Source organism: Pseudomonas sp. HPB0071, assembly GCF_000478505.2.
Lineage (GTDB): Bacteria > Pseudomonadota > Gammaproteobacteria > Pseudomonadales > Pseudomonadaceae > Chryseomonas > Chryseomonas luteola.
Map to the genome: position 1 here is coordinate 459,882 of NZ_KI517367.1, position 26,413 is coordinate 486,294.

The following is a 26,413-nucleotide window of genomic DNA, read 5'->3' on the forward strand; positions in this document are numbered from 1 at the left end:
CCGGTGGGCAGCTTGCGGAGACGCCTGATGAAAAAGCTCAAGCTGGTACTGATCGGTAATGGCATGGCTGGGGTACGCACCCTGGAAGAACTGTTCAAACTCGCCCCTGACCTGTATGACGTAACGGTCTTTGGCGCAGAACCACACCCGAACTACAACCGCATCCTGCTATCCCCCGTTCTGGCTGGCGAGCAGACCTTTGAGGAGATCGTCCTGAACGATCTCAACTGGTACGCCGAGCACGCTATCGAGCTGCATCTCAATCGCAGGGTTACGGAAATCGATCGCCAGAACCGCCGCGTCATAGCCGAAGACGGCACCGTGGCAGAGTATGATCGACTCATCATTGCCACCGGCTCCAACCCCTTCATTCTGCCCATTCCGGGCAAGGATCTGGAGGGTGTGATTGGTTATCGTGACATTGCCGATACCCAAGCCATGATCGATACGGCAGCCACGCATCGCCACGCAGTGGTTATCGGCGGTGGCCTCCTGGGTCTGGAAGCGGCCAACGGCCTCAAGCTACGCGGCATGGATGTCACCGTCGTTCATATCGGTGACTGGTTGATGGAGCGCCAGCTGGACAAGACGGCTGGCAACCTTTTGCAGACCGCCCTGGAAAGCCGTGGCCTCAACTTTCTGCTGCCCAAGCAGACCGCCGAGCTGCTCGATGACGGCAACGGTCGTGTCTGCGCCGTTCGTTTCGCCGATGGTGATCAAATACCTGCTGATCTGGTCGTGATGGCTGCCGGCATTCGTCCCAACTATACGCTGGCCGAATCGGCCGGATTGACCTGTAACCGCGGCCTGACCGTCGACGATACGATGCGCACCTCAGATCCAGACATCTTCGCCGTAGGAGAATGCGCAGCGCACCGAGGCATTGCCTATGGCCTGGTAGCCCCCTTGTTCGAACAGGCCAAGGTGTGTGCCAATCATCTGGCCCTTCAGGGCACCGCCGAATATCACGGCTCGGTGACGTCTACCAAACTCAAGGTTACGGGCATCGACCTGTTTTCTGCCGGGGACTTCATGGGCGGTGAAGGCTGTGAGGAGATCACCCTCTCCGATCCTATCGGCGGTATCTACAAGAAACTGGTGATAAGAGACGACATTCTCGTCGGCGCGTGCCTGTACGGCGATACGGCAGATGGCGGCTGGTACTTCCGCCAGATTCGTGAGAATCACAACGTTAGCGAAATCCGTGACCTGCTCATGTTTGGCGAGCATGCCATAGGCGATGCGGGCCATCAGGGGCAGGACAAGGCCATGCTGATGAGCGACGAAATGGAGGTCTGCGGATGCAACGGCGTCTGCAAGGGCACTATCGTCAAGGCCATCACTGAAAACAACCTGCTCTCCGTGGATGAGGTGAAAAAGCACACCAAGGCGGCCAGTTCCTGCGGCTCCTGCACCGGTCTGGTGGAGCAGATCCTGATCAATACGGTGGGCGGTGCGGCCGATGTAAAGCCCAAGAGCGAAAAACCGGTATGTAACTGCACTGACCATACCCATGGCTTCGTTCGTCAGGCCATCCGTGAGCAGCACCTGACGACCATTCCCGAAGCCATGACGGCCCTGGGCTGGAAAACGCCTAATGGCTGCGCCACCTGCCGCCCGGCACTCAATTACTACCTGATCTCCACGTGGCCGAGCGAAGCCAAGGACGATCCGCAGTCCCGCTTCATCAACGAACGCGCACACGCCAACATTCAGAAAGACGGCACCTATTCGGTTATTCCCCGTATGTGGGGCGGCGTAACCAGCGCAGCGGAACTGCGTCGTATTGCGGACGTGGCCGACAAATACAAGGTGCCCATGGTGAAAGTCACCGGAGGCCAGCGCATCGACCTGCTGGGTATCAAGAAGCAGGATTTGCCCGGGGTCTGGAAGGATCTGGACATGCCGTGCGGCCATGCCTATGGCAAATCCATCCGCACCGTGAAGACTTGCGTGGGCAGCGAGTTCTGCCGCTTTGGCACCCAGAACTCGACCCAGATGGGAATTGATCTGGAACATGCCCTGTTCGGCATGTGGTCACCGCACAAGGTCAAGCTGGCCGTCTCCGGGTGCCCGCGCAACTGCGCCGAATCCGGTATCAAGGACGTGGGCATCATTGGTGTGGACTCCGGCTGGGAGCTGTATATCGGTGGTAATGGCGGCATCAAGACCGAAGCTGGCGAATTCTTTACCAAGGTGAAAACGGCTGAAGAGGTCATGGAGTACAGCCTGGCCTTTATCGAGCTGTACCGCCAGGAGGCCTTCTACCTCGAACGGACCGTGCACTACATGCAGCGCGTGGGCCTTGAGCACATCAAGACTGCCATTCTGGACGATGCCGAGCGGCGCAAAGGCCTCTATCAGCAGCTGATGTTCGCCCTGTCGCTGGAACAGGACCCCTGGAAGGCGCGCATCGAACAGACGGCGCTCAAGAAGGAATTCGAACGGATTCCGGTGGCGGCGCTATAGACGTCTCTTGATCGATGGGTATCGCTTCGCTCACCACCCTCCTACGGAGCGGCCCATCGCGTATCCCTTTTACGCGACTTGAACAGGATTACCTCATGAACTGGCTGAACATCTGCGCATTGACCGATATCCCTCAACTGGGCGCCCGGGTCATCGAAGGTCCCAAAGGCGACATTGCTCTCTTCCGCACGTCTTCTGACGATGTCTTTGCCCTGGATGATCGTTGCCCGCACAAGCACGGCCCGCTGTCTCAGGGCATCGTCTTTGGCAAGACCGTGGCCTGCCCATTGCACAACTGGCAGATCGCTCTCGACTCCGGTGAAGCCCTGGCCCCGGATGTAGGGTGTGCCCACCGTTATCCGGTCAGGGTAGAAGACGGACGCGTCTATCTCGCTCTGGAGAAGACGCGCCGCAGCGCTCACATCATTGCCAGCACGACTGCCGCCTAATCGTTTGACCTGGCTCGCCGCCGGGCCCACGTGAACAGAATGGAGCACCCCATGACCATCCATCCTCACGAGCCGCGTGATGGCGCTGCTACCCAGATCACTGCTTCAACCTGCTGTTATTGCGGCGTAGGGTGTGGCGTGCTGATCGAACATGACGGTACTCGCATCCTGAATGTGACGGGCGATCCGGCTCATCCAGCCAATTACGGGAGGCTCTGTAGCAAAGGCGCTACGCTGCACCTGACCGGCGATCTGGATGCACGTGCGCTCTATCCCGAACTACGCCTGGGCAAGACGCTGGCACGCAGCCGGACCGATTGGGACAGCGCGCTTGACCACGCTGCCACCGTCTTTGCCGACACCCTCCGCGAGCATGGCCCGGACAGCGTGGCCTTCTATATCTCCGGCCAGCTGCTGACCGAGGACTACTATGCCTTCAACAAGCTGGCCCGTGCCCTGATCGGTACCAACAACATCGACAGCAACTCCCGGCTATGCATGTCGTCCGCGGTGGTCGGTTACAAGCGCAGCCTGGGAGCCGATGCGCCACCCTGCTCTTATGAGGATATCGAACACGCACAGACCCTGCTGATTGCAGGCAGCAACATGGCCTATGCCCATCCAGTCCTGTTCAGACGCCTGGAAGAAGCAAAGGCCCAGCGACCCGACATGAAAATCATTGTGGTCGATCCGCGCCGTACCGACACCTGTGAGTTGGCCGACCTGCACCTGGCCATTCAGCCGGGCACCGATGTTGCGCTCTTCCACGGCATCCTGCACCTGCTGCTCTGGGAGGGTTGGACCGACCGTCGCTATATCGATGCCCATACCGAGGGATTTGATGCCCTGAAAGCGTTGGTGCGAGACTATAACCCCAGCATGGTGGCAGAGCTGTGCGGCATTACCGTAGAAGCATTGACGACCTGCGCCCGATGGATTGGCGAATCGCCCGCGTTTCTGTCGCTCTGGTGCATGGGGCTGAATCAGTCCACTGCAGGCGTGGCCAAGAACTCAGCCTTGATCAACCTGCACCTGGCAACAGGCCAGATCGGCAAACCCGGTGCCGGTCCCTTCTCGCTGACCGGCCAGCCCAACGCCATGGGAGGACGTGAGACCGGCAGCCTGTCGAACCTGCTTCCTGGTCATCGTGAGGTAGCCGATCCTGTTCACCGTAGCGAAGTCGCGGCTTACTGGGGTATCGACGCGCTGCCTGAAACGCCCGGCCTTTCGGCTATCGAACTGTTCGATGCGGTGCACAGCGGCAAAATCAAGGCACTCTGGATTGCCTGTACCAACCCGGCTCAGTCCGTACCGGATCAGGCCAAAATTCATGAAGCCCTGGCCCGCTGTCCGTTCGTAGTGGTTCAGGAAGCCTTTTTCACGACCGAAACCTGTCGCTATGCCGACCTGCTGCTTCCTGCGGCCAGTTGGGGCGAGAAGGAAGGAACGGTAACCAACTCCGAGCGACGCATCAGCCATGTGCGCCGCGCCATCTCCGCACCGGGTGAAGCACGCTCGGACTGGGCCATCACGCTTGACTTTGCCCGCCGGCTGGAAAGCCGCCTGTACCCTGAGCAAAGCAGCCGATTCGCCTTCCCGACACCTGAAGCGCTCTTTGAGGAATACAAGCACCTGACGACAGGACGTGACCTGGACCTTTCCGGTATCAGCTATTCGCTGATCGATGCCCATGGGCCCCAACAATGGCCGTTTTCCACCGGCGCCAGCCAGGGCACGCCCCGCCTGTATGAAAACGGTGTGTTTCCCACAACGTCGGGGCGGGCACGCTTTGTTGCCGACGAGTACGCCGCGCCGAAAGAGAAGCGTGATGCCCGCTATTCGCTGACCCTCAATACTGGCCGCCTACGCGACCAGTGGCATGGCATGAGCCGTACCGGCACGGCGGCGCGGTTATTCAGCCATGTGGAGGAGCCACTTCTCTCCCTGCACCCGGACGACATGCGCCGCCGTCGGCTGATGAGCGGCCAGCTGACCCGTGTCAAAAGCCGTCGCGGCAGTCTTCTGGTCCGTGTCGAGTCGGACGAGAACATCAGACCGGGTCAAGCGTTCCTGCCCATGCACTGGGGGGATCGCTTTCTCAAAGGGCTCGGTATCAATGCCCTCACCCTCTCGGAATTCGATCCGCTCTCCAAGCAACCGGAGCTCAAACATGCCGGCATTGAAGTGGAAAAAGTAGAACTCCCCTGGGAGCTGTACGCACTGGTAGAAGGCCATGTACAAATGCGCTTCGAAACCCTGCGCCCACTGTTTGAAACCTTTAGCCATGCCAGTCTTACCCTGACTGGCCGTGACCGTCCGGCCCTGCTTATTCGCGCTGCACATGGGGAGTCACCGGACAAGGCCCTGCTTGCACAAATCTATAACAGTCTTAACCTGCTGGACGGACCGGTCATGGCCTATGACGATGCACGCCGCCAGGTGGGTAAGCGGGTTCGTATCGAGGCGGGCCGTATTACCGCGCTCTGCCTGACAGGTGAAACAGCAGCACGGCGCTGGCTCAAGAGCCTGTGGGAAGAAGGTCGAGCGGATCAGGACCTGCGCCGTTGGTTGTTGGCGCCCCTCAGCACGCCCCCTGGCAGCCAGACCGGGGTTAGTTGCAAAACGCTTTGCAACTGCATGAATGTCAGCGAAGCCGCCATTCGCGGCGGTATCGCTGAAGGACTTGACCTGAACGGGCTGAAGGCGTCGCTGGGCTGTGGTACGCAGTGCGGCTCCTGTGTTCCGGAGATCAAGCGCTTGCTGGCACGTACACCTGTCCATACCTGAAACGTCGGCAATAAGGCGCACCGTTTAGGTGCGCTAGTACCTAAACCTGTGCAAGAACACGGTAATGGACACTCATGATCATGATGAAAAGTGCTCTACACACCCACTTTCAATACTTGGCATAATCACTGCACTGATTTGTCTGACATAGGATGCGGCGCTCAACGGCGAGTGCGGCATTTTCTGAAGAGGCCTTCAAGGCCCGAACAGAACCGGACAAAGGCGTCCCTGCTGGTTACAGCGGGTGCGCCTTTTTTGTTTGTCCTGATTGAGTAGAACACGAGGGTATGTTCATGAATGCAAAAGTCTGGCTGATCGGCGCAGGCCCAGGTGATCCAGAGCTCTTGACCCTCAAAGCCGTTCGCGCATTGGGCGAGGCACAGGTAGTCCTGATTGACGACCTGGTCAATCCTGCCGTGCTGGAGCATTGCCCGCATGCACACATCATCAAGGTAGGCAAACGGGGCGGCTGCCGCTCAACGCCTCAAGCGTTCATTCATCGCCTCATGCTGCGTTATGCACGCCAGGGTAAGGTCGTGGCGCGCCTCAAAGGCGGCGATCCGTGCATTTTTGGCCGAGGCGGTGAAGAAGCCGAATGGCTGGCGAACCATGGCATTCAAAGCGAAATCGTCAACGGCATCACTGCCGGTCTTGCAGGTGCGACGAACTGCGGCATTTCACTGACTCATCGCGGCATTGCCCGTGGCGTTACGCTGGTCACAGCCCATACCCAGGACGACAGCTCATTGAATTGGGACGCCCTGGCCCGAAGTGGCACGACCCTTGTCATCTATATGGGCGTTTCGCGACTGAACGATGTACAGCAGGGGCTTCTGGCAGGTCAGATGGCTGCCTCTACCCCGGTCGCCATGATCGAAAACGCCTCCCTGCCGGAACAGCGGGAATGCCGAAGCACATTGGGAACCCTGTTAGCCGACGCAGCCCTCTTTCAGCTCAAGAGCCCAGCCATTCTTGTGATTGGCGAGGTCGCGTCTGCTGCCGAATCGCTTCGCCTGCCGCTTGAGCCTGTTCAGAAAACGCTTGTAGGATGACCAGAAAGCGCCTGCTCGTCACTGAGCGGGCGAGCCTTTAACTTCAAGTCACTTTATACATTCAAAGACTATATTCGTAGCATAATGCTACTATCAACTTTGCCAGCCTGCCGTCGATAACACGACAAGGACTTCACCTCAGTCCCAGGCCCTGCCCCTTGTTCGATCTTGCTACCGAGCTGCTCATGTCTCTGAAGACCTTTTTCTACTCACTGCATAAAAGGCATTTCAGAGACGTTGCCAGCATCATTGCCTTAGGTGTCTTACTGCTTGTCGTGATGATCGAATGTGATTTCTTCGAGCATCTTGTAGCCTTTAGCGCCAGACACGAAAGCTGGCAAGTCGACGAATGCATAACGGCATTCATCATCATTGGGTGGTGCGGCTTCTTCTTCGGATTCCGTCGCATCGCGGATATGCGTAAGGAAATCGAAGCACGCAAGCAGGCGCAGGAGGAAGCCTATCACCTGGCCAATCATGACAACCTCACGCACCTGCCGAATCGCCGCGCGTTGAATGAGCATTTCGCAAAAGCGATACGCGGCACGCGAGAGCCCTTCTTCCTAGCCATTTTCGACTTGGATGGATTCAAGGCCATCAACGATATATACGGCCATATTACGGGCGACCGGTTGCTCGAAGAGATTTCGCAGCGTGTGGCTACGGCTCTACCTAAAGGAGATTTTATTTGCCGCCTGGGTGGAGACGAGTTTGCTGTTCTGCTGCATTCCGCCAAGAGCGAGACCGCAGCCCACGCCATTCTGAAAGGACTGGCGGGTCTGGTTGCAACCCCGATGGTCCATGGTTCGACTGCACTGATGACGGCGGCCACATTTGGCGTTTCCCATTACCCCAATGATGGGCAGGACATCAGTACGTTGCTTCGTCGCGCCGATGTTGCGCTCTACCAGGGCAAACGCAACGGCAAGAACATCATTCGCTTCTTCGACATGGCCCAGGATCATATGCTGGAACAGCAATCCATGATTGCTCAGGCATTGCGCGAGGCCATCGAACACGGCTACGTCCGGCCCGAGTACCAGCCAATCGTTGCCTTGGATGGAATGACCATTGCCGGTTTTGAAGCGCTGGCCCGGCTTGATCATCCGATTCATGGATCCATCGTTCCCGACAAGTTCATTCCGGCGGCCGAGGAAAGCGGCCTGATGACTGAGTTGACGGATTATCTCCTGCGAAAAGCCTGTATCGATGCCAAATACTGGCCTACAGGCATTTATCTGTCCTTCAACCTGAGCGCGATCGATCTGCGCGATCCTCTGCTGCCGGACCGCATTGAACGTGTTCTGCTTGAGACCGGCTTTGCGGCCTCGCAGCTGGAAATCGAAATCACCGAAACCGCCATCGTCAAGGATATCCGGCAGGCCAAGCTCAACCTGGATCTGCTACGGGAGCTGGGCGTACGGGTCGCTGTCGATGACTTTGGCACGGGTTATTCCAGCATGGCGCAGATCAGCCGCTTTACCTTTGATAAGTTGAAAATCGATCGCGAGTTCATTGACTCCATGGCCATCAATGACAAAGATGACAAGATCGTGCGCTGCATGCTCGGGCTGGGACATGGTCTGAACATGCCATCCATTGCCGAAGGGATCGAACATGACTATCAAGTCCAGTGGCTACGCGAGGCAGGATGTGAATTCGGTCAGGGGTTCCTCTTCAGCAGGGCGGTGCCCAATTCCGAGGTTCCTGAGCTGCTGGAACGCCACGGTTGCTATAGGTCGGACGCCTCCCGCGCAGAGCCGGTGATTTAGGCCTACCCTTTCAGGTCACAAGGCGAGCGCAGCCCGCTCGAACTGATCCGCCCCGTTCCGCTCTTATTAGATAAGCCCATCAAGAGCGACACCATGGATCTTGTCATCGCCCGACCCGAAGGTCTCTATTGCCCTCCAGGGGATTTCTATATCGATCCCTGGCGCCCCGTCGAACGCTCCGTCATTACCCATGCCCATGGCGATCATGCGCGTGGGGGGAATCAACATTACCTGGCGTCAGCGCCCAGCGAAGGCATTCTTCGCTCCCGATTGGGGCAAGACATCAATCTGCAAACGCTGCACTACGGCGAAGTCATCGATCACCATGGCGTCAAAATCAGCCTTCACCCGGCTGGGCATGTTCTGGGCTCAGCCCAGGTCCGCTTGGAATACCAGGGTGAGGTCTGGGTAGCGTCGGGGGATTACAAGGTAGAACCGGACGGCACCTGTGACGCCTTCGAACCCGTGCACTGCCACACCTTCATTACCGAATCCACATTTGGCCTGCCTATTTATACCTGGCAGCCGCAGGCAGAGATTTTTGCGCAGATCAATGCCTGGTGGCGGCAGAATGCAGCGGAAGACCGCGCCAGCGTGCTGTATTGCTACGCCTTCGGCAAGGCACAGCGCATCCTGCACGGAATCGATGCGAGTATCGGCCCTATCCTGACCCACGGCGCTGTGGAACCGCTCAACCGGGTCTACCGTGAAGGGGGTGTGTACATCCCGGATACCCAGTATGCAGGGGACTTCAAGAAGAACGACCCTCTTCTGCGTAAGGCCCTGATCATTGCGCCGCCCTCGGCTGGCGGAAGCACCTGGATTCGCCGATTCGGCGAGCATAGCGATGCCTTCGCCAGCGGCTGGATGATGCTGCGTGGAACGCGTCGGCGTCGTGGCGTGGACCGTGGCTTTGTGCTCTCCGACCACGCCGACTGGCCTGGCCTGCTCTGGGCCATTGAGCAGACAGGGGCTGAACGGGTCATGGTGACCCATGGCTCTGTGGGAGTGTTGGTGCGCTACCTTCGTGAACAGGGACTGGATGCCCAAGGCTTTACCACGGAATACGGTGATGAAGACAACGAGCCCAACAACGAGAAGTCCGCCTAAGTGAAAAGAATATGCCCGTGCGCCTTTTGCTCGTACCAATCAATGCTTCAGCGCAATGTCATCAGGCAAGCGACTGTATCGAATCAAGGCGACCCGTTCATCATGCGGAACCCGCTTTATCAATGCATTCACCGAGTCGGCCAGCTTTTTGAGCACGGAAGGATTGGTCTGGCCAAAGTGATGAATCTGCTCGAATGCTAGCCCTACTGCCAACTCGAATGTCAGAGGGCGCTCGATCAACCGGATCTTTCCGTCGTCACCGCAATGTGTCCAGCAAGGCTTACGCTGCCCCAGGAACGTCAGTGTTTCACAAAGCCGGTCAATGGCTCGAAATGCCGTAGTAGGATCATTGATGGAAGGCGATAACGCCTTGATCGCGATATCTGCCATTTCTATCAGCCAATACTCGATATCCTGCTCGGGCGTACGATCCGATCCAAGAATGAACCTCTTTCTCAGCTCCGCCATGACAGTTGCATCAACCGCCTCGGCAGGCCAGATAGAGGCAATTGGATCACCGGGCAGGATAAAACTGCCGGTGCGGTGTTCCACACGAACCACCAGGCTCTGATTGTGCGCCAGCCTGAGCAGCCCCTTGCGGTCGATAGCCTGCAGGTATCCTCCCCGCTGCGTACACAAAGGATACCCGTTCTTATCCAGCGCCTCGCTCACATACGCATCGGGTTCGGCCCGGGGCTCATCGAGAGGTGCGAAGGCCTGTTCAATCTGTTCGTTGGCGCGGTGAGTCACCTGCTGCAGGATGACGGCAATCTGCATGGAGCGGGAGGCGTGATCGATGAAGTAGATGATCAAACCAACGCTGATCAACGCCAGCACTATGCCCAGCGCGATAGCGATCTGTGGAACGAAGGGGGCGGATGAGGGCGAGGCTGAGCGGATCATGCTCATGACAATCAAGGTGTACGTGAAGGTCCCGATCAGCAGGCCCAAGACCACTTGATTGGCTCGATCAGAAGTGAAGTTTCTGAGTTGACGCGGCGAGAACTGACTGCTGGACAGCTGAAGTGCAACGATCATGATGGAAAAGACCGTGCCCGTGACCGTCACCACACTGGTTCCAATCGCCGATAGCACTGAACGAGCCCCCTCCCCTGTACTACCCGCCAGCCACACCAGCCGATCACCTGCATTGATGATGCCCAGGCGCTCCAGGGACACGAGCGCCACGGCCAATCCGGCCGCCAGGAGCGCTATCACCATCGGGATAAACCAGAGACTGTCCCGGCAGGCGATCCAGATGAAGCGGATATGTTGGCCCATCTACTGCAACCTCATTGTCAGACAATCACTTAGAAGGCTGCAGTGGTCCTCCTGTTCCACGTCGCCTGATAAACCGGACAGGGGAACAGGAACACACCACATCACGAACTCCTTTCCCCATAACAGGCTCATAACAACAGCGAAGCGATATCGGATTAACAGAGGCTCGCGAGCGGCCCGTTACTGATTGCTTCTGAACGCTGTGTAGAAAGCGAGACCACGATGAAAGCCTTCGCCGACCTCTATGCCCGCCTGGATGCAACGACCTCAAGCAATGCCAAGCTTCAGGCCATGCAGGATTACTTCAACCAGGCCGAGCCTGCCGATGCAGCCTGGGCCGTTTACTTCCTGGCCGGCGGACGCCCGCGGCGAACGGTGCCCACGCGCCAGCTTCGAGAGCTGACGATTGCCGCCTCGAACCTTCCGGAATGGCTGTTCGAGGAGAGCTATCAGGCGGTAGGCGATCTGGCAGAAACGATGTCGCTGCTTATTCCTACCGCCAAGCATCTTTCGGATGAGGGTCTGGCGGTCTGGATGGAGGAGCGGCTTCTGCCCTTACGTGGCCTTGCGCCGGAAGAACTGGCTGAGCGCCTGCCGCAGCTGTGGTCGCAACTGGACCGGCCCAGTCTCATGGTCAGCCTTAAGCTTATTACCGGCGAGTTTCGGGTTGGCGTATCCAAGCTGCTGGTTACGCGCGCGCTCGCAACCATGGCAGGCCTGGATGCCAAGCGCGTAGCCCAGCGTCTGGTGGGCTATACGGACCTGTCCCATCGTCCGACTGTTGAAGCTTACCTTGCGCTGATCGCTCCCGAGTCGGACGATGAACATGCGCAGCGTGGCGGGCAGCCTTATCCGTTTTTCCTGGCGCATGCCCTCCAGCTACCCGTCGATCAATTCGATGCCCAGCTGGGGCCTGTCGAGAACTGGCAGGTGGAGTGGAAATGGGACGGCATCCGCTCGCAGTTGGTCAAACGCGACGGGCGCCTGTGGATCTGGTCTCGGGGCGAGGATCTGGTCACCGATCGTTTTCCCGAACTGCACGCGCTCGCCACCTGCCTGCCGGACGGCACTGTCATTGACGGTGAAATTGTCGTCTGGAAAGACGAGGAAAGCCCCGACCTGCTGATGAGCAGCAAAGAGGTCACCCACCAGCAGGCCGAACACGCGCCCGGCGAGCCTATTCCGTTTGGCGTCAAACCCTTTGCGCTCTTACAGCAGCGCATCGGTCGTAAAACCCTGAGCAAGAAGCTGCTCGACGATGTACCTGTAGTCATCCTGGCCTATGACCTGCTGGAATGGCAAGGCCATGACTGGCGCAGCCGCCCGCAGCATGAGCGTCGGGCGCAACTCGAAGCGGTCACCGCACAGTGCAACAGCCCTCTTTTACGCCCCTCCCCCCTTCTTGCCGGTGAAAGCTGGCAGGACCTTGCCCACCAGCGGGAGGGCTCCCGCACGCTCGGGGTGGAAGGCATGATGCTCAAGGCCCGGGACTCGCTTTATGGGGTGGGACGCACCAAAGACATGGGCGTCTGGTGGAAATGGAAGGTCGACCCGTTCTCGGTGGATGCGGTACTGATTTATGCCCAGCGCGGCCATGGCAGACGCGCCAGCCTATACACCGACTACACCTTTGCCGTCTGGGATGGCCCGCCGGGCACCGAGCGTACCCTGGTACCTTTCGCCAAGGCTTATTCGGGTCTGACCGACGAAGAAATGCGCAAGGTGGATGCCATTGTGCGCAAGACTACTGTCGAGAAATTCGGCCCTGTACGCAGCGTCCAGCCAACACTGGTATTCGAACTGGGTTTTGAAGGCATAGCCCTGTCCACGCGGCACAAGAGCGGCGTTGCCGTGCGCTTCCCGCGCATGCTGCGCTGGCGTCACGACAAGCCTGTTGAAGAAGCAGATACGCTGGACATCCTGCAAGGCCTGCTGGTTTAACCAGACAGGCCTCCTTTACAGACGTCTCAGAATGCGACCGATGTCTGTAGATAGACGGTACGCGGCTGCCCCAGGTATTTGCCCTTGTTGTTGTCGTCAAAGGAGCGGGTGTAATACTCGGTATTGAAGATATTCTTCACCCCGACCGCTACTTTCAGGTTGGACAGTTGCGGACCAAAGTCATAAGCCGCACGACTGTTCCAAGTCATGTAGCCAGGGATACGGCCGTTGCTGCCATCGGCGCTCTCCTCCACCGTATTGGCATTATCGGCGTACTGGCTGGATTGGAAGGCGCTGTCCAGATCCAGGCGCCAGGCATTGTGGGTGTAACCTACGCCCAGCGTACCCTTGTGTTTGGACGAGAACGGTACACGGTTACCCTTGTTTGGCCCCTCTTCACGAATGGTGGCATCCACGTAGGCGTAGGTTGCGTAGACATCAAATCCGGCCAGGCTCGGACTCAGGTCTTCCAGCTGATAAGCCACGCTGGCCTCAAGACCGCGGTGGCGTGTTTTACCACGGGCGATAACCGTATCCAGCGTCTGACTGCTGTCGTACTGGTTATCAAAATTGATAAGAAAGGCTCCCAACTCCGCCTTCAAGATCCCGTTATCGTAACGAGTACCCACTTCCCAGGTGCGTGCCTTTTCCGGCTTTACTTCACCAGCAGCAACCCGGTTCGGCATCTGGCTGTACTGGACCGAACCAAACGAGCCCTCTGTGTTGGCATACAGGTTCCAGGTGTCGGTTACGTGATACATCACGTTCAGCGCGGGCAGCGAGGCGTGGTAGTCACCTTTATAAGGCGTATTGTTGAGCTTGTTGACCTGCTCGGAATCGATCAGCTCGTAACGAATACCTGGGGTAAACGTCCATTTGCCGATGTCGATACGGTCGTCGATATAGAACGCATTGGCCTCGGTGCTGCCGCGGGTGTCGCGATCGTTGCGGCTGGACGTGGATGGCCGCTCCGTGGAGGTTATCGGTACCCGATATCGCAGCTCGTGACTGGCCTCGTTGACATAGCGGTAGCCGATGCCCACCTCATGCCAGCTTTCGCCTAGGGAAAAGCCCTGGGAGAACCGGGTTTCCACCCCACGCACCCAGTACTCGCGGGGGGATAGCGACTGGAATGTACCTTGATTCAGATAACCGCTGCGTAGGGTCTTGGTGAAGAACGTATTCACAGTGAACTTCCGCGCGTCTTCTTCATACTGATACCCCAGGCCGACCAGGGTACGACGGCCCCAGAATTTATCCAGGGGACGTGTGGACTGGTACGGATTGCTGTCGAAATCGGCAACTGACAAGCCACCCGGCATCTCTGCCTCGCCCTCGTAGTACTGGCCGATCGCCGTAAAGCTGTTGGCGTCATCGAGCTGGTATTTACCCTTGAGGATCAGATCATCAATCTGCGTATCACTGTGCTCACGGTAGTCACCGCCCCGTACGCCTGAATACAGCAAGGCGCCACCCAGACCGTTTTCCCCCGTACCGCCAATGAGCAGGTTGCCACTGGTCTTGATACCGTCATGACTTGAAGACGGGCTGAGTTCGTTCTGGATGCCGCCCTTGACGGTAAAGTCGTCAGGAATGGCACGGGTCACGAAGTTGACGATACCGCCCACGTTCTGCGGGCCATAGCGGACTGCACCACCACCGCGCACCACATCGACTGCATCCATGTTGCCCATGGAAATGGGTGCAAAGGACAACTGTGGCTGGCCATAGGGTGCAAACGGGACCGGGATGCCATCCATCAACACCGTCGAACGGGATGCGAGACGCGGATTGAGGCCTCGGATACCAAAGTTGAGTGCCATGTCATGACTGCCGGTTCCGTTGTTTTCCGGCGCATTCACACCGGGAATTCGGTTGAGCACTTCGCGCGCCGTGGAGGCGCCGACCCGCTCGAACTCATCGCGGCGGATCACATCCCGTGCCCCTGGATGCTCGAATACATCCTGCTGCTGCGCATCACCCAGCCAGTCACCTACCACGGTCAGGGTTTCCAGGTTGGCTGCTGCCCTCTCATCGTTAGTGGCGGATGCCGAAACAGCAGCGGGTTGCAGGCTATAGCCACCCTTCTGCGCGACGGCCTCAAGCCCACTTCCCTCCAACAGATGGCTCAACCCTTCGAAAATACCGAATTCACCCTCCAGCCCTTGAGTGGTGCGGTTCGTCGTCAGATCGGGACTGAACGCCACCATGATATTCGCCGTCTGGCCGAACTGGTTGAGGGCGGCCTCCAGCGGACCGGGGGCAATATGAAATGTTCGGCTCACCTCAGCCTGAGTAACCGTTTGCGCCGTTGCCATCAGCGGCACGCTGCCAAGCAGCACAGCTGTACCGAACACGACATGGCGAAGCGCCCGGCTTAAAGGGGTCAACATAAATGTAGAGGAAGACATGAGATCAGCCTGCAGTAAGGGTATCTGCCTTACTTGTCACGCAAGAAGTGGAAAAGGCTCACCGCTGACTGAAAATATTCAACTCACGCTGTGCGAGGCTGAATGCTGATCCAGTAGCGCGTCCGCCGCTGGATGCGCACCGGCTGGGTGACTTCCAGCATGGCCAGGATGGCTTCTATGTCCTTGAGTGGATACGTTCCTGAAACCAGCAGACTCTCAACGTGCTCGTCGCACTTCAGCCAACCGGGCTGATAGCGAGATAGCTCCTGGATGAACTGCCCAAGCGGCATATGGGCTGCCACCAGCAGACCGTCACGCCAGGCATCCAGACCACTATCGAGCGGTACTACCTTACCCAGGTGATGCGCGCTAAAGCGTACCTGTTGCCCCGCCGTCAGGGTCGTGGATAGATCCGGCCGCTCGGCACAACGCATCTGAACGCTGCCAGCAAAAACACTCAACCGGCAGCCATCGTCGAACTTGCGAAGATTGAAACGCCCCTGGGTTGTTGAGACCATGCCTGCCTGGCTCTGTACCGAAAATGGCAGGGCTGAATGGGCAGCGTGTAACAGTATCTCGCCACGAATCAGCATGAGCTGACGCTGCGTAGCCGTGATGCTGACATTCACAGCACTGTCGGTATTCAGATCAAGGCGGCTGCCATCGGTCAGGGTAACCGTTCGCTGTTCCCCAATCCGGGTGTGGTAGTCCGCCAACCAGGGCTCGGCACGCTCCTTTAAGAGCCAGGCGGCCGGGCCCAGGAGGGCAAACACCCCCATGAGCTTCAGCGCCTCGCGGCGACCGTATGCGGGCTTGCTCAATACAGCCTGACGCGCAGCCTTTGAGGGCAACCCCTGCAGCCGCTGGTTGATGGTCTCGATCCGCTGCCAGGCACGCTCGTGCTCAGGATCAGCGGCCCGCCATTGTTGCCAGGCCCGATGCTCTTCCTCGCCTGCCCCCGCCTGCAGCTCTACCAGCCACTGCACGGCCTGCTCGGCGATCTGGGGAGAGATGGGCGCTGTCACGCCATGCACTCCGCGAAATAACATTGCTGAGCAGCCTTGGCGATGTACCGCTTGACGGTTGCCAGCGAAATACCGAGGTGTGCGGCGATATCGGCGTATGGCATTCCGTCCAGCTGTGCCAATAGAAAAGCCTGTTTGATCGGTTCAGCCAATCCATCCAATACGCGAGCCAGCTCCAGAAGTGTTTCCAGAGCGATAGCACGAACTTCCTCGCTGGGAACCTCCTGCTCAGGCAAGGCCGCCAAGGCATCCAGGTAGGCCCGCTCGATATCCTGACGTCGGTAATGATTGAATAGGACACGCTTGGCAACAGTAATGAGAAAAGCCCGAGGTTCAGCAAGCCGGCCCAGCTCCTGACTTCCCAGGAGGCGAATGAACGTATCGTGGGTCAAGTCATCTGCACTATCGGAGCACCCCAGACGCCGGCGCAACCATCCAAATACCCAGGAGCGATGCTCATGATAGAGCTGGCCAAGATCCCCCTGTGGTGAAGTACTGCTGGCGTGCACACCGATATCCTTGCGCTAGAATCCTAGGCATTCACTTAATGATAATTGTTCTCATTATATGCAAGCCTGGATGATTACAACAAGGGTTAAGCTTAGCTTGCCACTATAAATGGGCTGGTATTACATAAAACGTTAGCGTCAGCGGACACTACTCCTCAATGCGTACGATGTTGCGGCAATCTGGAAAGGCGCTGCAGCCCCAGAAATAGGCGCCAGCATTGCTTCCTTGCCTGGCCTTGCGCATGACCATGGGCGAGCCGCATTTCGAGCATATCGGAGACGCTGCCTCGCTCGCCGCCTCCCCTTTGCTGGAGCGCCGGGCTGCTGTGCGTTTGCGCGAGGTCAAGGCCCCGCCCTTCTGTAAGACAGCCATGATCTCTTCCCGCACCTGCGCAGTCGAATAAGCCCCTTGTACCGGAATCTGGATAAGCGGCAAGGCAATCGCCCGACAGACGCCCGCCACAAAGAGGTCCCGCGCCTGCCGATCAGGCCGCTGGTGGGAGCTGTCATCCAGCTCGATAACCGCCACGAACGACAGGTCATCGCGGTTGCAGAGGACGTAGTCGAAATGCTTGGCGCTGATCTTGTTGAAGGCTCTGTACCAACTCTTTTGGTCCCGAATGGCTTTCACGCTAGCCACATCTGCAATGCGGACCTTGCCAAAGATGCGGTAGTCCTCACCAATCGCCTCATCGAGTACGGTTAAAAAGGCGCGTTCAGCAGGTGTAAACAGCGCTTCGTTAAGCACATAGGGAAACGCTCGCTGGGTATCACGCGAACGCAGCGCGATGACGATACAAAGAAAAACAACGACGCCAAGCCCGACATAAAGCCAGGGATGCGCTGACAACAGATGAACCATGAGATGACCAATAGCAGGAAAGGCGGATAAAAACAGATGCGTTATACGCCGGCAGCCTATAACGATGCGGTGTTCAGGATGAGTGATAGTACAGGCAAGCCGATGAACTCTTGCGCTTCCATCGGCTTAACAGGGATCAGCTAAGGGCTCAGCGCTTGCCAGCAGACTCGTATGCGGCCTTGAGCAGACTGCGCAGCCGAAAGCTTTCCGCCATTTTTATGAAAAAGGCCAGAATCCAGACGATGAGCGGCAATCCGTACTGCTGAGTACCGCGAGCGAACTCAACACACATGGCGATGGTACCGAAGAGTGCCAGAATGAGCGCAAGCACGAACAGCGCGACCGACTTACCATCATGTGCAGGAAGATCACCCACATGAGAGGCATTTGCCCGAGGCTCTTTCACCGTCAACTCCAGAAAACAATAAACCTTCGAATAGCTTAGCCTGAACAAGGTATCAGGGGTAGCACATCCAGAAGCTAGCGCTCGCAGATCATACGGACGTGTCGCTCGTACAGGTCCGGCAAGCGTTCTAGAACGGCCTCCCGCCCCAACATGGATGACTCGGCAACAACCTGCTCCAGCAGATCCAACGTCAGCCATTCGAGCGCAAGGGTTGCCAGCGGCTCATAACTGAGGTGCCAGGGCTCTTCATACATACCGCCCCGGTATTCCCGATAAGGTCGAAAAAAGCCGAACTGTTCGATGTGCGCATCGAGCCAGAGATGCAGCTCATGAAACACACCGCCGGGCTGCGTCTCCTCGGGTAGCAGCTGAACGACATACCCTGGCGGAGCCTGGGTCAGGTCAACCACATCGATTTCGGTGCCCCAGTGATGGCGGCTTGCGCCTGGCAGAGCTGACCAATTCAGAATGCAGTCGATGCGCTCATCCACGGCAAGAGCAGACTGATCACGCACCTGGCCGTTGCGGTCATACAACGGCTTTTCACCGGCAAACTTACGGTTCCAGATTCTGAGCTGCGTCTTGTAGTCACGAAAGGCACTGAATGGATGCAAGGTAAATCCATCCCTCCGTGCAGCCTCCTGCATTGCCTTGAACGGCGCATAGACCTCACGATGGATCGCATAGCGTGGGTTATCGATCTGCAACAGATGCGTTCGCGCCCTGCCTGTCAGCTCCCATTCGTCAAGCATTGCCCGCTCCCGTATACGTCTTGATCAATCCAGAAAGATCATGTCATCCAATCGTTTCGAATCCACCCACCGTTTCGCTGCGTTGCTACAAAGCGCACCTCCCTTGGGTGACACTTCCCAAATGGCATACCAGGCCATATGCACATCAATCAGTTTCAAGATGCCATCACCCTTTCGCACCAAAGCTGTGCAATCTCCTGCTCTCTTAGGGAGTTATGCACATTTTAGGTGCAGGATAGTGAATAAAGGCTGACTTATTCTTCCCGGACGAGACGCCTGGCCTACTCTGTGTTTATGGACATGACCTCAATATAGTGGCAGTTGGTTCGGTTATTGCTGCGAACAGCCCGTCATCTGCAGCGCGACCTCTGGTACGCACTCTATTGCAATTATCCGTATTAGGACGACCCATGAAAAAGAAATGGCTGACCCTCTCCGCAATTGCGCTGTGCCTTTCCGCGGGCTCTGCGCTGGCGAAGGACATCAAGGAGATTCGTTTCGGTGTAGACACCACCTATCCTCCTTTTGAATACAAGGCACCGGACGGAAGCTTTGCAGGATTCGACGTAGAACTGGGCAATGCCATTTGTGAAAAGCTGGCGGTGAAATGCCGCTGGATCGTCAGCGACTTCGACGGACTGATCCCAGGCCTGCGGGCACGAAAGTTCGATGGCATCCTCTCCTCGCTGACCGTAACGCCTCAGCGAGCCGAGCAGATCGACTTCACAGACCGCATGTGGTCAGGCAACTCGTCCATGATTATGAAGAAAGGTGCCAATCTAGAGCCTACGGCCGAGTCACTCAAGGGTAAGGTCGTTGGTGTTCAGCAGGGCACCATTCAGGAAAACTTTGCCAAGACCAAGCTAGCCACTGCCGGTGTCAAGGTACAGAGCTATCAGGACCAGGATCAGGTTTATGCTGACCTGACCTCGGGCCGCATCGATGTATCCATGCAGGACATGTTGCAGGCCGAAGGAGATTTCATGAAATCTCCTCAAGGCAAGGATTATGTCAACCAGTCGATTCGTGACGAGCTGCTGCCTGCCGATACCGCCATTGGCGTACGCAAGGGCAACGACGAAATGAAGGCCCTGCTGAACAAGGGAATCGCGGCCATCCATGCCGACGGCACCTACGAGAAGATTCAGAAAAAGTACTTTGGCGATCTGGATATCTATAACAACAAGTAAGATCCGCCTTAACGTCAGCGCCTCCCGCTTGTGGAGGCGTTGGCATTTCAAGACCTATAAGAACAGCGCGATCAAACATGCCGCAGACTTCGTTCGACACCTTTCTTGAAAACCTGGGGTTGGGCGCCTTCGCACTCCACGGTTACGGTCCTCTACTGCTGGAAGGCACCTGGATGACCATGAAGCTGGCTGTCCTGTCGCTGGTGGTGTCAGTCATCTTGGGCCTGCTCGGCGCCACGGCCAAACTATCCCCCATCAAGGCCTTTCGCCTGCCCGCCGCCCTGTATACCACGCTGATTCGGGGCGTCCCTGATCTTGTGCTCATGCTTCTGATCTTTTATAGCCTGCAGAGCTGGCTGGGTGAGTTCACTGATTACATGGATTGGGACTATATCGAAATTGATCCGCTTTCCGCCGGGGTACTGACCCTGGGTTTCATTTATGGCGCGTACTTCACCGAAACATTTCGTGGGGCGATCCTGGCGGTACCGCGGGGGCAAATCGAGGCCGCTACCGCATATGGCATGACACGTACGCAAACCTTTTTCCGGATTACCTTTCCGCAAATGATGCGCTTTGCCCTGCCTGGCATTGGTAACAATTGGCAGGTGTTGCTCAAGGCCACAGCGCTAGTCTCCATCATCGGCCTGAGCGATATCGTCACCGCGACTCAGGAAGCCGGCAAGACCACCTACAAGATGTTCTACTTCCTGATCCTGGGCGGCGTGATCTATCTGCTGATTACTGCACTGACCAACCAGGTCCTGAACTGGCTGGAACGTCGTTATTCTGCGGGTGTTCGGGAGGCTGTACGATGATCGAAATCCTGCAGGAGTACTGGCGCGCCTTCCTCTGGACGGATGGTTATGGTTTGTCGGGTCTTGCGATGACCCTGTGGTTGCTGACGGCCTCGATCGCTATCGGCTTCGTGGCATCGCTTCCGCTTTCCGTTGCGCGACTATCGCGCCACCGTCTCATTCGCTGGCCGATACAGTTCTATACGTATGTGTTCCGAGGCACTCCGCTCTATCTCCAGCTGCTGATCTGCTATACCGGGATCTACAGCATCGAAGCTGTACGCAACCAGCCACTGATGAACGAGTTCTTCAGGGATGCACTGAATTGCACCATTCTGGCTTTTGCTCTCAACACCTGCGCCTATACCACCGAGATCTTTGCAGGTGCGATCCGCAATATTCCCCATGGTGAGATCGAGGCAGCCAAGGCCTACGGCCTGACAGGTTGGCGGATGTACATTCACGTCATCATGCCGTCTGCGCTACGCCGCGCCCTTCCCTACTACAGCAACGAAGTCATTCTGATGCTGCATTCTACGACGCTGGCGTTCACGGCTACCGTGCCGGATATTCTCAAGGTTGCTCGTGATGCCAACACTGCGACATTCCTGACTTTTCAATCCTTTGGTATTGCGGCGATTCTGTACCTCATCCTGTCCTTCACGCTCATTGGCCTGTTTCGTCTGGCCGAGCGCCGCTGGTTGGCCTTTCTCGGCCCGGCCCGCTGACCCTTCATGCAGGATGCCACGACCCGCAGGGATGCGGGCTGATTCATTAGGAGTTACCTCATGCGTCACGCCACACACGACCTGATTTCTCCGGTGCCCGGCACCGATCGCAAGATCCACAGCTTTCATTTCGGACCGCAGGACAGCGGCCGCAAGATCTACATCCAGTCCTCGCTGCATGCTGACGAACTGCCCGGCATGCTGGTCGCCTGGAAACTCAAGAATCAACTCCGCACACTTGAAGACGCAGGCCGTCTGAAGGCCGAGATTGTGCTGGTTCCGGTTGCCAACCCTATCGGGCAGGATCAGCAGGTCATGGATATTCACCTGGGCCGCTATGAGCTGGAATCCGGGCAGAACTTCAACCGTCGCTTCTTAGACATGACCAGCAAGGTCATTGCTGAAATCGAAGGCACCCTGACCGACGACCCCGCACAAAATCAGGCGTTGGTGCGCAAGGCCTTCAAGGCAACACTTGAGCGTGAGACCGCGAATAATCAGCTAACGTCTCAGCGGCTGGTTCAACAGCGACTGGCCTGTGACGCCGAGATGGTGCTCGACCTGCACTGCGATTTCGATGCGGTAGAGCATCTCTACACCACGCCGGAAGCCTGGGATCAGGTAGAGCCCCTGGCCCGTTACCTGGGCTCCAAGGCCAGCCTGCTGGCCACCGACTCTGGCGGTCAGTCATTTGATGAGTGCTTTACGCTTCTGTGGTGGAAGCTGAATCAGCAGTTCGGTGAGCGCATTCCCATGGGCAGCTTTTCCGTCACGATCGAGCTGCGGGGCCAAATGGATGTGTCCCATGATCTGGCTGAACAGGATGCCCAAGCCATTCTCGACTACCTGACCCACTACGGCGTCATCTCCGGCGAAGCGCCGGCACTGCCGGAGCTGCCGTTCCCTGCCACGCCACTGGCGGCCGTAGAGCCGATTGAAAGCCCTATAGGGGGTGTTCTGGTCCTGATGGCAAAGCCAGGCGATGTAATCGAAGCCGGACAGGTCATCGCCGAAGTGATCGACCCGATTGCCGATCGTGTAGAGCCTATCCGCAGCTCGGTGTCAGGTGTCCTGTATGCCTGCGCCAACCGCCGTATGGCCACAGCCGGCATGGCGGTCGCACGCGTGGCAGGCACCGAAGCCTATCGCAGCGGCTATCTGCTTTCGCCGTAAGGCTCGTTTCTGGCACACGGCGAGCCCGCGCAGACGGGCCGCCTTGTGGCCGTGCTCCGATGTCTAGAGCACGGCCGTTTGATTGGAACAAGGACTTCATATGTACAAGCTGACCGTCGAAGGGCTGCATAAGCGTTACGGCGATATCGAAGTGCTCAAAGGTGTCTCGCTACAGGCCCGGACGGGCGATGTGATCAGCCTGATCGGTGCCAGTGGCTCGGGCAAGAGTACCTTTCTGCGGTGCCTCAACTTTCTCGAAATGCCGGATGCCGGTGTCATGACGCTGGATGGGAATCCCATTCGCCTAGAGCGGCACGGGAATGGGCTGCGCGTAGCGGATCAGGCTCAACTGCAACGCTTGCGCACCCGGCTGGCCATGGTGTTCCAGCATTTCAACCTGTGGAGCCATATGACCGTGCTGGAAAACATTACCCTGGCACCTCGCCGCGTGCTCGGCCTGGGCAAGCAGGAAGCCGAAGCGCGCGCTCGCGCTTACCTTGACAAGGTAGGTCTTCCTCAACGCGCCGCCGATCAGTATCCGTCGTTTCTCTCAGGCGGCCAGCAGCAGCGTGTAGCCATTGCGCGAGCCTTGGCCATGGAACCGGAAGTCATGCTGTTCGACGAACCCACGTCTGCACTCGATCCAGAATTGGTAGGCGAAGTGCTCAAGGTCATCCAGGCGCTGGCCGAGGAAGGCCGTACCATGCTGATGGTGACGCACGAGATGGGCTTTGCGCGACAGGTGTCCTCACAGGTTGTGTTTTTGCACCAAGGCCGCGTCGAAGAAGCGGGGGCACCCGCTGAGGTACTGGTCAAGCCACAAAGCGAACGCCTGAAGCAGTTCTTGAGCGGCAATCTGAAATAGACCCTATGTCCTTGAGTGGCGGCTTTCTCTCTGCCGTTCAAGGACGTCAAAAAGGGAACCTGCCTACCGCTTGATACTCCGAAGCATAAGCATGACGGAGTCCATCAGTTGCCTGACGATACGATTTCTTCCCCCCGCCTGGGTGCCGCCTGGTTCGCTCAACGTGGCTGGTCGCCCTTCCCCTTTCAGGATGAAGTCTGGCGCGCGGTCGAGCATGGCGAATCGGGCCTGCTCCATGCGACCACCGGATCCGGCAAAACCTACGCCGTATGGCTCGCGGCACTCAACAGCTTTGCCAAGGACAAACCGCTAACGGCCAAGGGTGAACCCAGCAAACGCAAGCAGGCGGCAGAGCCACTGAGCGTACTGTGGCTGACCCCCATGCGAGCCTTGGCCGCAGACACAACGCGTGCATTGGAAGCCCCCGTCAATGATCTGGAACTCAACTGGACGGTCGGCCTGCGCACAGGAGATACCAGCAGTGCTGAGCGGGCCCGGCAGAGCCGCCGTCAGCCTACCGCGCTGGTCACCACGCCGGAAAGCCTCTCGTTGATGCTCAGCCGTGAAGACAGCCGCGAGATTTTTTCCAGCCTGCGCATGATCGTGGTTGATGAGTGGCATGAGCTGCTCGGCAACAAGCGTGGCACACAAGTCCAGCTGGCCCTTGCACGGCTGCGCCAGTGGAACCCTGCACTGGTGATCTGGGGGTTGTCGGCCACGCTGGGTAATCTTCCCCATGCGCAGGAAGTGCTGTTGGCCGGTCATCCAGGCCGGCTGGTTCAGGGCAAGCTAGCCAAGGACCTTCTGGTAGACACGCTGTTGCCCAAGCGAGGTGTGGAGCGCTTTCCCTGGGCTGGGCACCTAGGAGTACGAATGGTGCCCCACGTTGCAGACGAGATCGAGCACAGCGCAACCACGCTTATATTTACGAACACCCGAGCGCAGGCCGAAATCTGGTATCAGGCACTGCTTGAGGCCCGTCCCGAGTGGGCGGGACTGATTGCCTTGCACCATGGTTCTCTGGACCGCGAAGTGCGTGACTGGGTTGAACTGGGACTTAAGGAAGGCAAGCTCCGGGCCGTAATCTGTACCTCCAGCCTCGACCTGGGTGTGGATTTTCTGCCAGTGGAGCGCGTACTACAGGTCGGCTCGCCCAAAGGCGTTGCACGTCTGCTGCAGCGCGCCGGGCGAAGCGGCCATGCCCCGGGACGTCCCTCCCGCGTCACGCTGGTGCCTACGCATAGCCTGGAACTGGTCGAGGCGGCAGCGGCCCAGAAAGCCGTGGCCGCCCGGCGAATCGAATCCCGCAGCGCGCCGCCCAAGCCATTGGATGTACTGGTACAACACCTCGTCACCATTGCGTTGGGCGGCGGTTTCGATCCGCAGGCCTTGCTCAAGGAGGTCCGTACAGCCTGGGCTTATCGCGAACTGACGGACGAGGAATGGGCATGGTCCCTGGCCTTTGTTCGTCACGGCGGTCACTCGCTCACGGCCTATCCCGACTACCGCCGTGTAGAGCCAGATGAGCACGGTATCTGGCGCGTACCGGACCGCCAACTGGCCCGCCGGCATCGCATGGGTATTGGCACTATTGTCAGCGAGTCGGCCCTACGGGTGCAGTTCTGGACCAAGGGCGGCGGTGGCGGCAAGTTGGGCAGCATTGAGGAGGGTTTTATCGCCCGCCTGAAGCCCGGTGATCATTTTCTGTTTGCTGGCCGCGTGCTGGAGCTGGTGCGTGTGGAAAACATGACAGTGTATGTACGACGGGCCAGCAGCAAGAAAGCGGCCATTCCACGGTGGAGCGGAATGCGTATGCCGCTGTCGGACGAGATGGCCGAAGCCGTCATTGATGAGCTTACCGAGGCGGATCAGGCGCGGTTCGCTTCTCCCGAAATGCAACTGGTCAAACCGCTGCTGGAGGTCCAGAAGCAGTGGTCTGCCCTGCCGACCCGCAATCATTTGTTGGGGGAAACGATGAAATCCCGAGAGGGCTGGCACCTGTTTCTCTATCCGTTTGCAGGACGACATGCACACCTGGGCTTGGCGAGCCTTCTGGCCTGGCGCATCGCCCAGAAACGACCGATCAGCTTTTCCATTGCCATCAATGATTACGGCTTTGAGCTGCTGTCGCCTAGCAAGGTGAACTGGGAAGAGGAGCTGAACGCCGAGCTGTTTTCCACCGCGACGCTTCTTGCCGATGTCATTGCCAGTCTGAACGCCAGTGAACTGGCGCAGCGACGGTTCCGCGAAATCGCCCGCATCTCAGGGCTTATCTTTACCGGCTACCCGGGCGCGCAAAAAAGTACCCGGCAGCTACAGGCCAGCAGCAGTCTTTTTTTCCAGGTGTTCCAGCAATACGACCCTGAGAACTTGCTGATTACCCAGGCTGAGCAGGAAGTACTGCGCCAGGAGTTGGATGTACGAAGGCTGGAAAAAGCCCTGAATCGCATGCAGGCACTTGAACTTAACCTGCACGCCATTGAGCGGCCTACTCCCTTCAGCTTTCCGCTTCTGGTCGAGCGTTATCGCGAAAGCATGAGTTCAGAGAAACTGGCGGACCGGATTGCACGTATGGTTCAAGACCTGGAAAATGCCGCCGGACCCGGTGATTACGAGCTGCCCGGCGAAGGAAATGACTTCATGGGATTAGGTGCAGGAGAGTCAGACCTGCCCGCTCGCCGCAAGGGACGTGCTCCGCGTCAGACCAAAACCGGGGTTCCTCGTACAAAACGGCAAAAGACTGTGTAGCAATTCACGCTTTATCAGCATAAAGGATGAGTGCAATATCACACAATTAATTGGCGCGGTAAAATTGACAGCTGCTTCATAAGTAG

General features: G+C 57.9%; 21 protein-coding genes. 13 read left to right on the top strand and 8 right to left on the bottom strand.

Annotated features, from left to right (window positions below):
- The first annotated feature begins 27 nt into the window (after nucleotides 1–27).
- The 6 genes from nirB to HMPREF1487_RS02390 all read left to right on the top strand — a co-directional run bounded on the left by nirB (nucleotide 28) and on the right by HMPREF1487_RS02390 (nucleotide 9,639).
- Complete coding sequence (gene nirB / locus HMPREF1487_RS02365; RefSeq protein WP_010794993.1) at nucleotides 28–2,469, top strand: nitrite reductase large subunit NirB; 2,442 nt, start codon at nucleotides 28–30, stop codon at nucleotides 2,467–2,469.
- A 95-nt stretch (nucleotides 2,470–2,564) separates the two neighbouring features.
- Complete coding sequence (gene nirD, locus HMPREF1487_RS02370) at nucleotides 2,565–2,918, top strand: nitrite reductase small subunit NirD (protein WP_010794994.1); 354 nt, start codon at nucleotides 2,565–2,567, stop codon at nucleotides 2,916–2,918.
- Between the two features lie 51 nt (nucleotides 2,919–2,969).
- On the top strand, nucleotides 2,970–5,705 hold the full coding sequence (locus HMPREF1487_RS02375) for a nitrate reductase (RefSeq protein WP_010794995.1): 2,736 nt from the start codon (nucleotides 2,970–2,972) through the stop codon (nucleotides 5,703–5,705).
- A gap of 293 nt (nucleotides 5,706–5,998) precedes the next feature.
- A complete protein-coding gene (cobA, locus tag HMPREF1487_RS02380) occupies nucleotides 5,999–6,757 on the top strand; it encodes a uroporphyrinogen-III C-methyltransferase (RefSeq protein ID WP_010794996.1) in 759 nt (252 codons plus the stop codon).
- A gap of 185 nt (nucleotides 6,758–6,942) precedes the next feature.
- Complete coding sequence (locus HMPREF1487_RS02385; RefSeq protein WP_010794997.1) at nucleotides 6,943–8,529, top strand: putative bifunctional diguanylate cyclase/phosphodiesterase; 1,587 nt, start codon at nucleotides 6,943–6,945, stop codon at nucleotides 8,527–8,529.
- A 93-nt stretch (nucleotides 8,530–8,622) separates the two neighbouring features.
- Nucleotides 8,623–9,639, top strand: coding sequence for a ligase-associated DNA damage response exonuclease (locus HMPREF1487_RS02390; RefSeq protein ID WP_010794998.1), 1,017 nt, complete (start codon nucleotides 8,623–8,625; stop codon nucleotides 9,637–9,639).
- Between the two features lie 39 nt (nucleotides 9,640–9,678).
- Here the strand turns inward: HMPREF1487_RS02390 and HMPREF1487_RS02395 are convergent, their stop codons facing one another.
- Entirely contained in the window at nucleotides 9,679–10,920 is a 1,242-nt protein-coding gene (locus HMPREF1487_RS02395; RefSeq protein ID WP_010794999.1) for a DUF2254 domain-containing protein, read from the bottom strand.
- A 222-nt stretch (nucleotides 10,921–11,142) separates the two neighbouring features.
- Here HMPREF1487_RS02395 and HMPREF1487_RS02400 point away from each other — a divergent pair, with 222 nt between their 5' ends.
- Nucleotides 11,143–12,861 carry an ATP-dependent DNA ligase gene (locus HMPREF1487_RS02400; RefSeq protein ID WP_010795000.1) on the top strand — a complete coding sequence of 573 codons (1,719 nt, stop codon included), beginning with the start codon at nucleotides 11,143–11,145 and terminating at the stop codon, nucleotides 12,859–12,861.
- 26 nt (nucleotides 12,862–12,887) lie between these two features.
- Here HMPREF1487_RS02400 and fecA read toward each other — a convergent pair whose 3' ends face one another.
- From fecA to HMPREF1487_RS27845, 7 genes are all read right to left on the bottom strand, one after another.
- A complete protein-coding gene (gene fecA, locus HMPREF1487_RS02405) occupies nucleotides 12,888–15,272 on the bottom strand; it encodes a TonB-dependent Fe(3+) dicitrate receptor FecA (RefSeq protein ID WP_010795001.1) in 2,385 nt (794 codons plus the stop codon).
- Nucleotides 15,273–15,355: 83 nt separating this feature from the next.
- On the bottom strand, nucleotides 15,356–16,321 hold the full coding sequence (locus tag HMPREF1487_RS02410) for a FecR domain-containing protein (protein WP_010795002.1): 966 nt from the start codon (nucleotides 16,319–16,321) through the stop codon (nucleotides 15,356–15,358).
- Entirely contained in the window at nucleotides 16,294–16,806 is a 513-nt protein-coding gene (locus HMPREF1487_RS02415) for a sigma-70 family RNA polymerase sigma factor (protein WP_010795003.1), read from the bottom strand. Before HMPREF1487_RS02415 ends, HMPREF1487_RS02410 begins: the two co-directional genes overlap by 28 nt.
- A gap of 148 nt (nucleotides 16,807–16,954) precedes the next feature.
- Nucleotides 16,955–17,668, bottom strand: coding sequence for a DUF2726 domain-containing protein (locus HMPREF1487_RS02420; protein ID WP_010795004.1), 714 nt, complete (start codon nucleotides 17,666–17,668; stop codon nucleotides 16,955–16,957).
- 148 nt (nucleotides 17,669–17,816) lie between these two features.
- Nucleotides 17,817–18,074: a hypothetical protein gene (locus tag HMPREF1487_RS02425; protein ID WP_010795005.1), complete on the bottom strand. Its 258-nt coding sequence runs from the start codon at nucleotides 18,072–18,074 to the stop codon at nucleotides 17,817–17,819.
- A 74-nt stretch (nucleotides 18,075–18,148) separates the two neighbouring features.
- The gene (locus HMPREF1487_RS02430) at nucleotides 18,149–18,826 is read right to left on the bottom strand and encodes a M15 family metallopeptidase (protein WP_010795006.1); all 678 of its coding nucleotides are present in this window, start codon (nucleotides 18,824–18,826) and stop codon (nucleotides 18,149–18,151) included.
- Between the two features lie 24 nt (nucleotides 18,827–18,850).
- Nucleotides 18,851–18,985: a hypothetical protein gene (locus tag HMPREF1487_RS27845; protein ID WP_256205441.1), complete on the bottom strand. Its 135-nt coding sequence runs from the start codon at nucleotides 18,983–18,985 to the stop codon at nucleotides 18,851–18,853.
- 251 nt (nucleotides 18,986–19,236) lie between these two features.
- Between HMPREF1487_RS27845 and HMPREF1487_RS02435 the strand changes: the two genes are divergently transcribed.
- The 6 genes from HMPREF1487_RS02435 to HMPREF1487_RS02460 all read left to right on the top strand — a co-directional run bounded on the left by HMPREF1487_RS02435 (nucleotide 19,237) and on the right by HMPREF1487_RS02460 (nucleotide 26,327).
- Nucleotides 19,237–20,016, top strand: coding sequence for a transporter substrate-binding domain-containing protein (locus HMPREF1487_RS02435; protein WP_010795007.1), 780 nt, complete (start codon nucleotides 19,237–19,239; stop codon nucleotides 20,014–20,016).
- 77 nt (nucleotides 20,017–20,093) lie between these two features.
- Nucleotides 20,094–20,834 (top strand): ABC transporter permease, encoded by a 741-nt coding sequence (locus HMPREF1487_RS02440; protein WP_010795008.1) that lies wholly within the window; start codon nucleotides 20,094–20,096, stop codon nucleotides 20,832–20,834.
- Nucleotides 20,831–21,541 (top strand): ABC transporter permease, encoded by a 711-nt coding sequence (locus tag HMPREF1487_RS02445; RefSeq protein ID WP_010795009.1) that lies wholly within the window; start codon nucleotides 20,831–20,833, stop codon nucleotides 21,539–21,541. The genes HMPREF1487_RS02440 and HMPREF1487_RS02445 overlap by 4 nt, the downstream gene beginning before the upstream one ends.
- Nucleotides 21,542–21,601: 60 nt before the next feature.
- On the top strand, nucleotides 21,602–22,714 hold the full coding sequence (locus tag HMPREF1487_RS02450) for a succinylglutamate desuccinylase/aspartoacylase family protein (protein WP_010795010.1): 1,113 nt from the start codon (nucleotides 21,602–21,604) through the stop codon (nucleotides 22,712–22,714).
- Nucleotides 22,715–22,814: 100 nt separating this feature from the next.
- Nucleotides 22,815–23,579 carry an ABC transporter ATP-binding protein gene (locus tag HMPREF1487_RS02455; RefSeq protein ID WP_010795011.1) on the top strand — a complete coding sequence of 255 codons (765 nt, stop codon included), beginning with the start codon at nucleotides 22,815–22,817 and terminating at the stop codon, nucleotides 23,577–23,579.
- A gap of 108 nt (nucleotides 23,580–23,687) precedes the next feature.
- Nucleotides 23,688–26,327, top strand: coding sequence for a ligase-associated DNA damage response DEXH box helicase (locus HMPREF1487_RS02460; RefSeq protein WP_112297855.1), 2,640 nt, complete (start codon nucleotides 23,688–23,690; stop codon nucleotides 26,325–26,327).
- The last annotated feature ends 86 nt before the right edge of the window (nucleotides 26,328–26,413 follow it).

Excerpts from the sequence above, each read along its gene's own strand:
- nirB (WP_010794993.1), top strand. The coding sequence starts at position 28 with ATGAAAAAGCTCAAGCTGGTACTGATCGGTAATGGCATGGCTGGGGTA.
- cobA (WP_010794996.1), top strand. The coding sequence starts at position 5,999 with ATGAATGCAAAAGTCTGGCTGATCGGCGCAGGCCCAGGTGATCCAGAG.
- HMPREF1487_RS02450 (WP_010795010.1), top strand. The coding sequence starts at position 21,602 with ATGCGTCACGCCACACACGACCTGATTTCTCCGGTGCCCGGCACCGAT.
- HMPREF1487_RS02390 (WP_010794998.1), top strand. The coding sequence starts at position 8,623 with ATGGATCTTGTCATCGCCCGACCCGAAGGTCTCTATTGCCCTCCAGGG.
- HMPREF1487_RS02445 (WP_010795009.1), top strand. The coding sequence starts at position 20,831 with ATGATCGAAATCCTGCAGGAGTACTGGCGCGCCTTCCTCTGGACGGAT.
- HMPREF1487_RS02385 (WP_010794997.1), top strand. The coding sequence starts at position 6,943 with ATGTCTCTGAAGACCTTTTTCTACTCACTGCATAAAAGGCATTTCAGA.
- HMPREF1487_RS02410 (WP_010795002.1), bottom strand. The coding sequence starts at position 16,321 with ATGTTATTTCGCGGAGTGCATGGCGTGACAGCGCCCATCTCTCCCCAG.
- HMPREF1487_RS02420 (WP_010795004.1), bottom strand. The coding sequence starts at position 17,668 with ATGGTTCATCTGTTGTCAGCGCATCCCTGGCTTTATGTCGGGCTTGGC.
- HMPREF1487_RS02400 (WP_010795000.1), top strand. The coding sequence starts at position 11,143 with ATGAAAGCCTTCGCCGACCTCTATGCCCGCCTGGATGCAACGACCTCA.
- HMPREF1487_RS02435 (WP_010795007.1), top strand. The coding sequence starts at position 19,237 with ATGAAAAAGAAATGGCTGACCCTCTCCGCAATTGCGCTGTGCCTTTCC.
- HMPREF1487_RS02430 (WP_010795006.1), bottom strand. The coding sequence starts at position 18,826 with ATGCTTGACGAATGGGAGCTGACAGGCAGGGCGCGAACGCATCTGTTG.
- fecA (WP_010795001.1), bottom strand. The coding sequence starts at position 15,272 with ATGTCTTCCTCTACATTTATGTTGACCCCTTTAAGCCGGGCGCTTCGC.
- HMPREF1487_RS02455 (WP_010795011.1), top strand. The coding sequence starts at position 22,815 with ATGTACAAGCTGACCGTCGAAGGGCTGCATAAGCGTTACGGCGATATC.
- HMPREF1487_RS02395 (WP_010794999.1), bottom strand. The coding sequence starts at position 10,920 with ATGGGCCAACATATCCGCTTCATCTGGATCGCCTGCCGGGACAGTCTC.
- HMPREF1487_RS02375 (WP_010794995.1), top strand. The coding sequence starts at position 2,970 with ATGACCATCCATCCTCACGAGCCGCGTGATGGCGCTGCTACCCAGATC.
- HMPREF1487_RS02440 (WP_010795008.1), top strand. The coding sequence starts at position 20,094 with ATGCCGCAGACTTCGTTCGACACCTTTCTTGAAAACCTGGGGTTGGGC.
- nirD (WP_010794994.1), top strand. The coding sequence starts at position 2,565 with ATGAACTGGCTGAACATCTGCGCATTGACCGATATCCCTCAACTGGGC.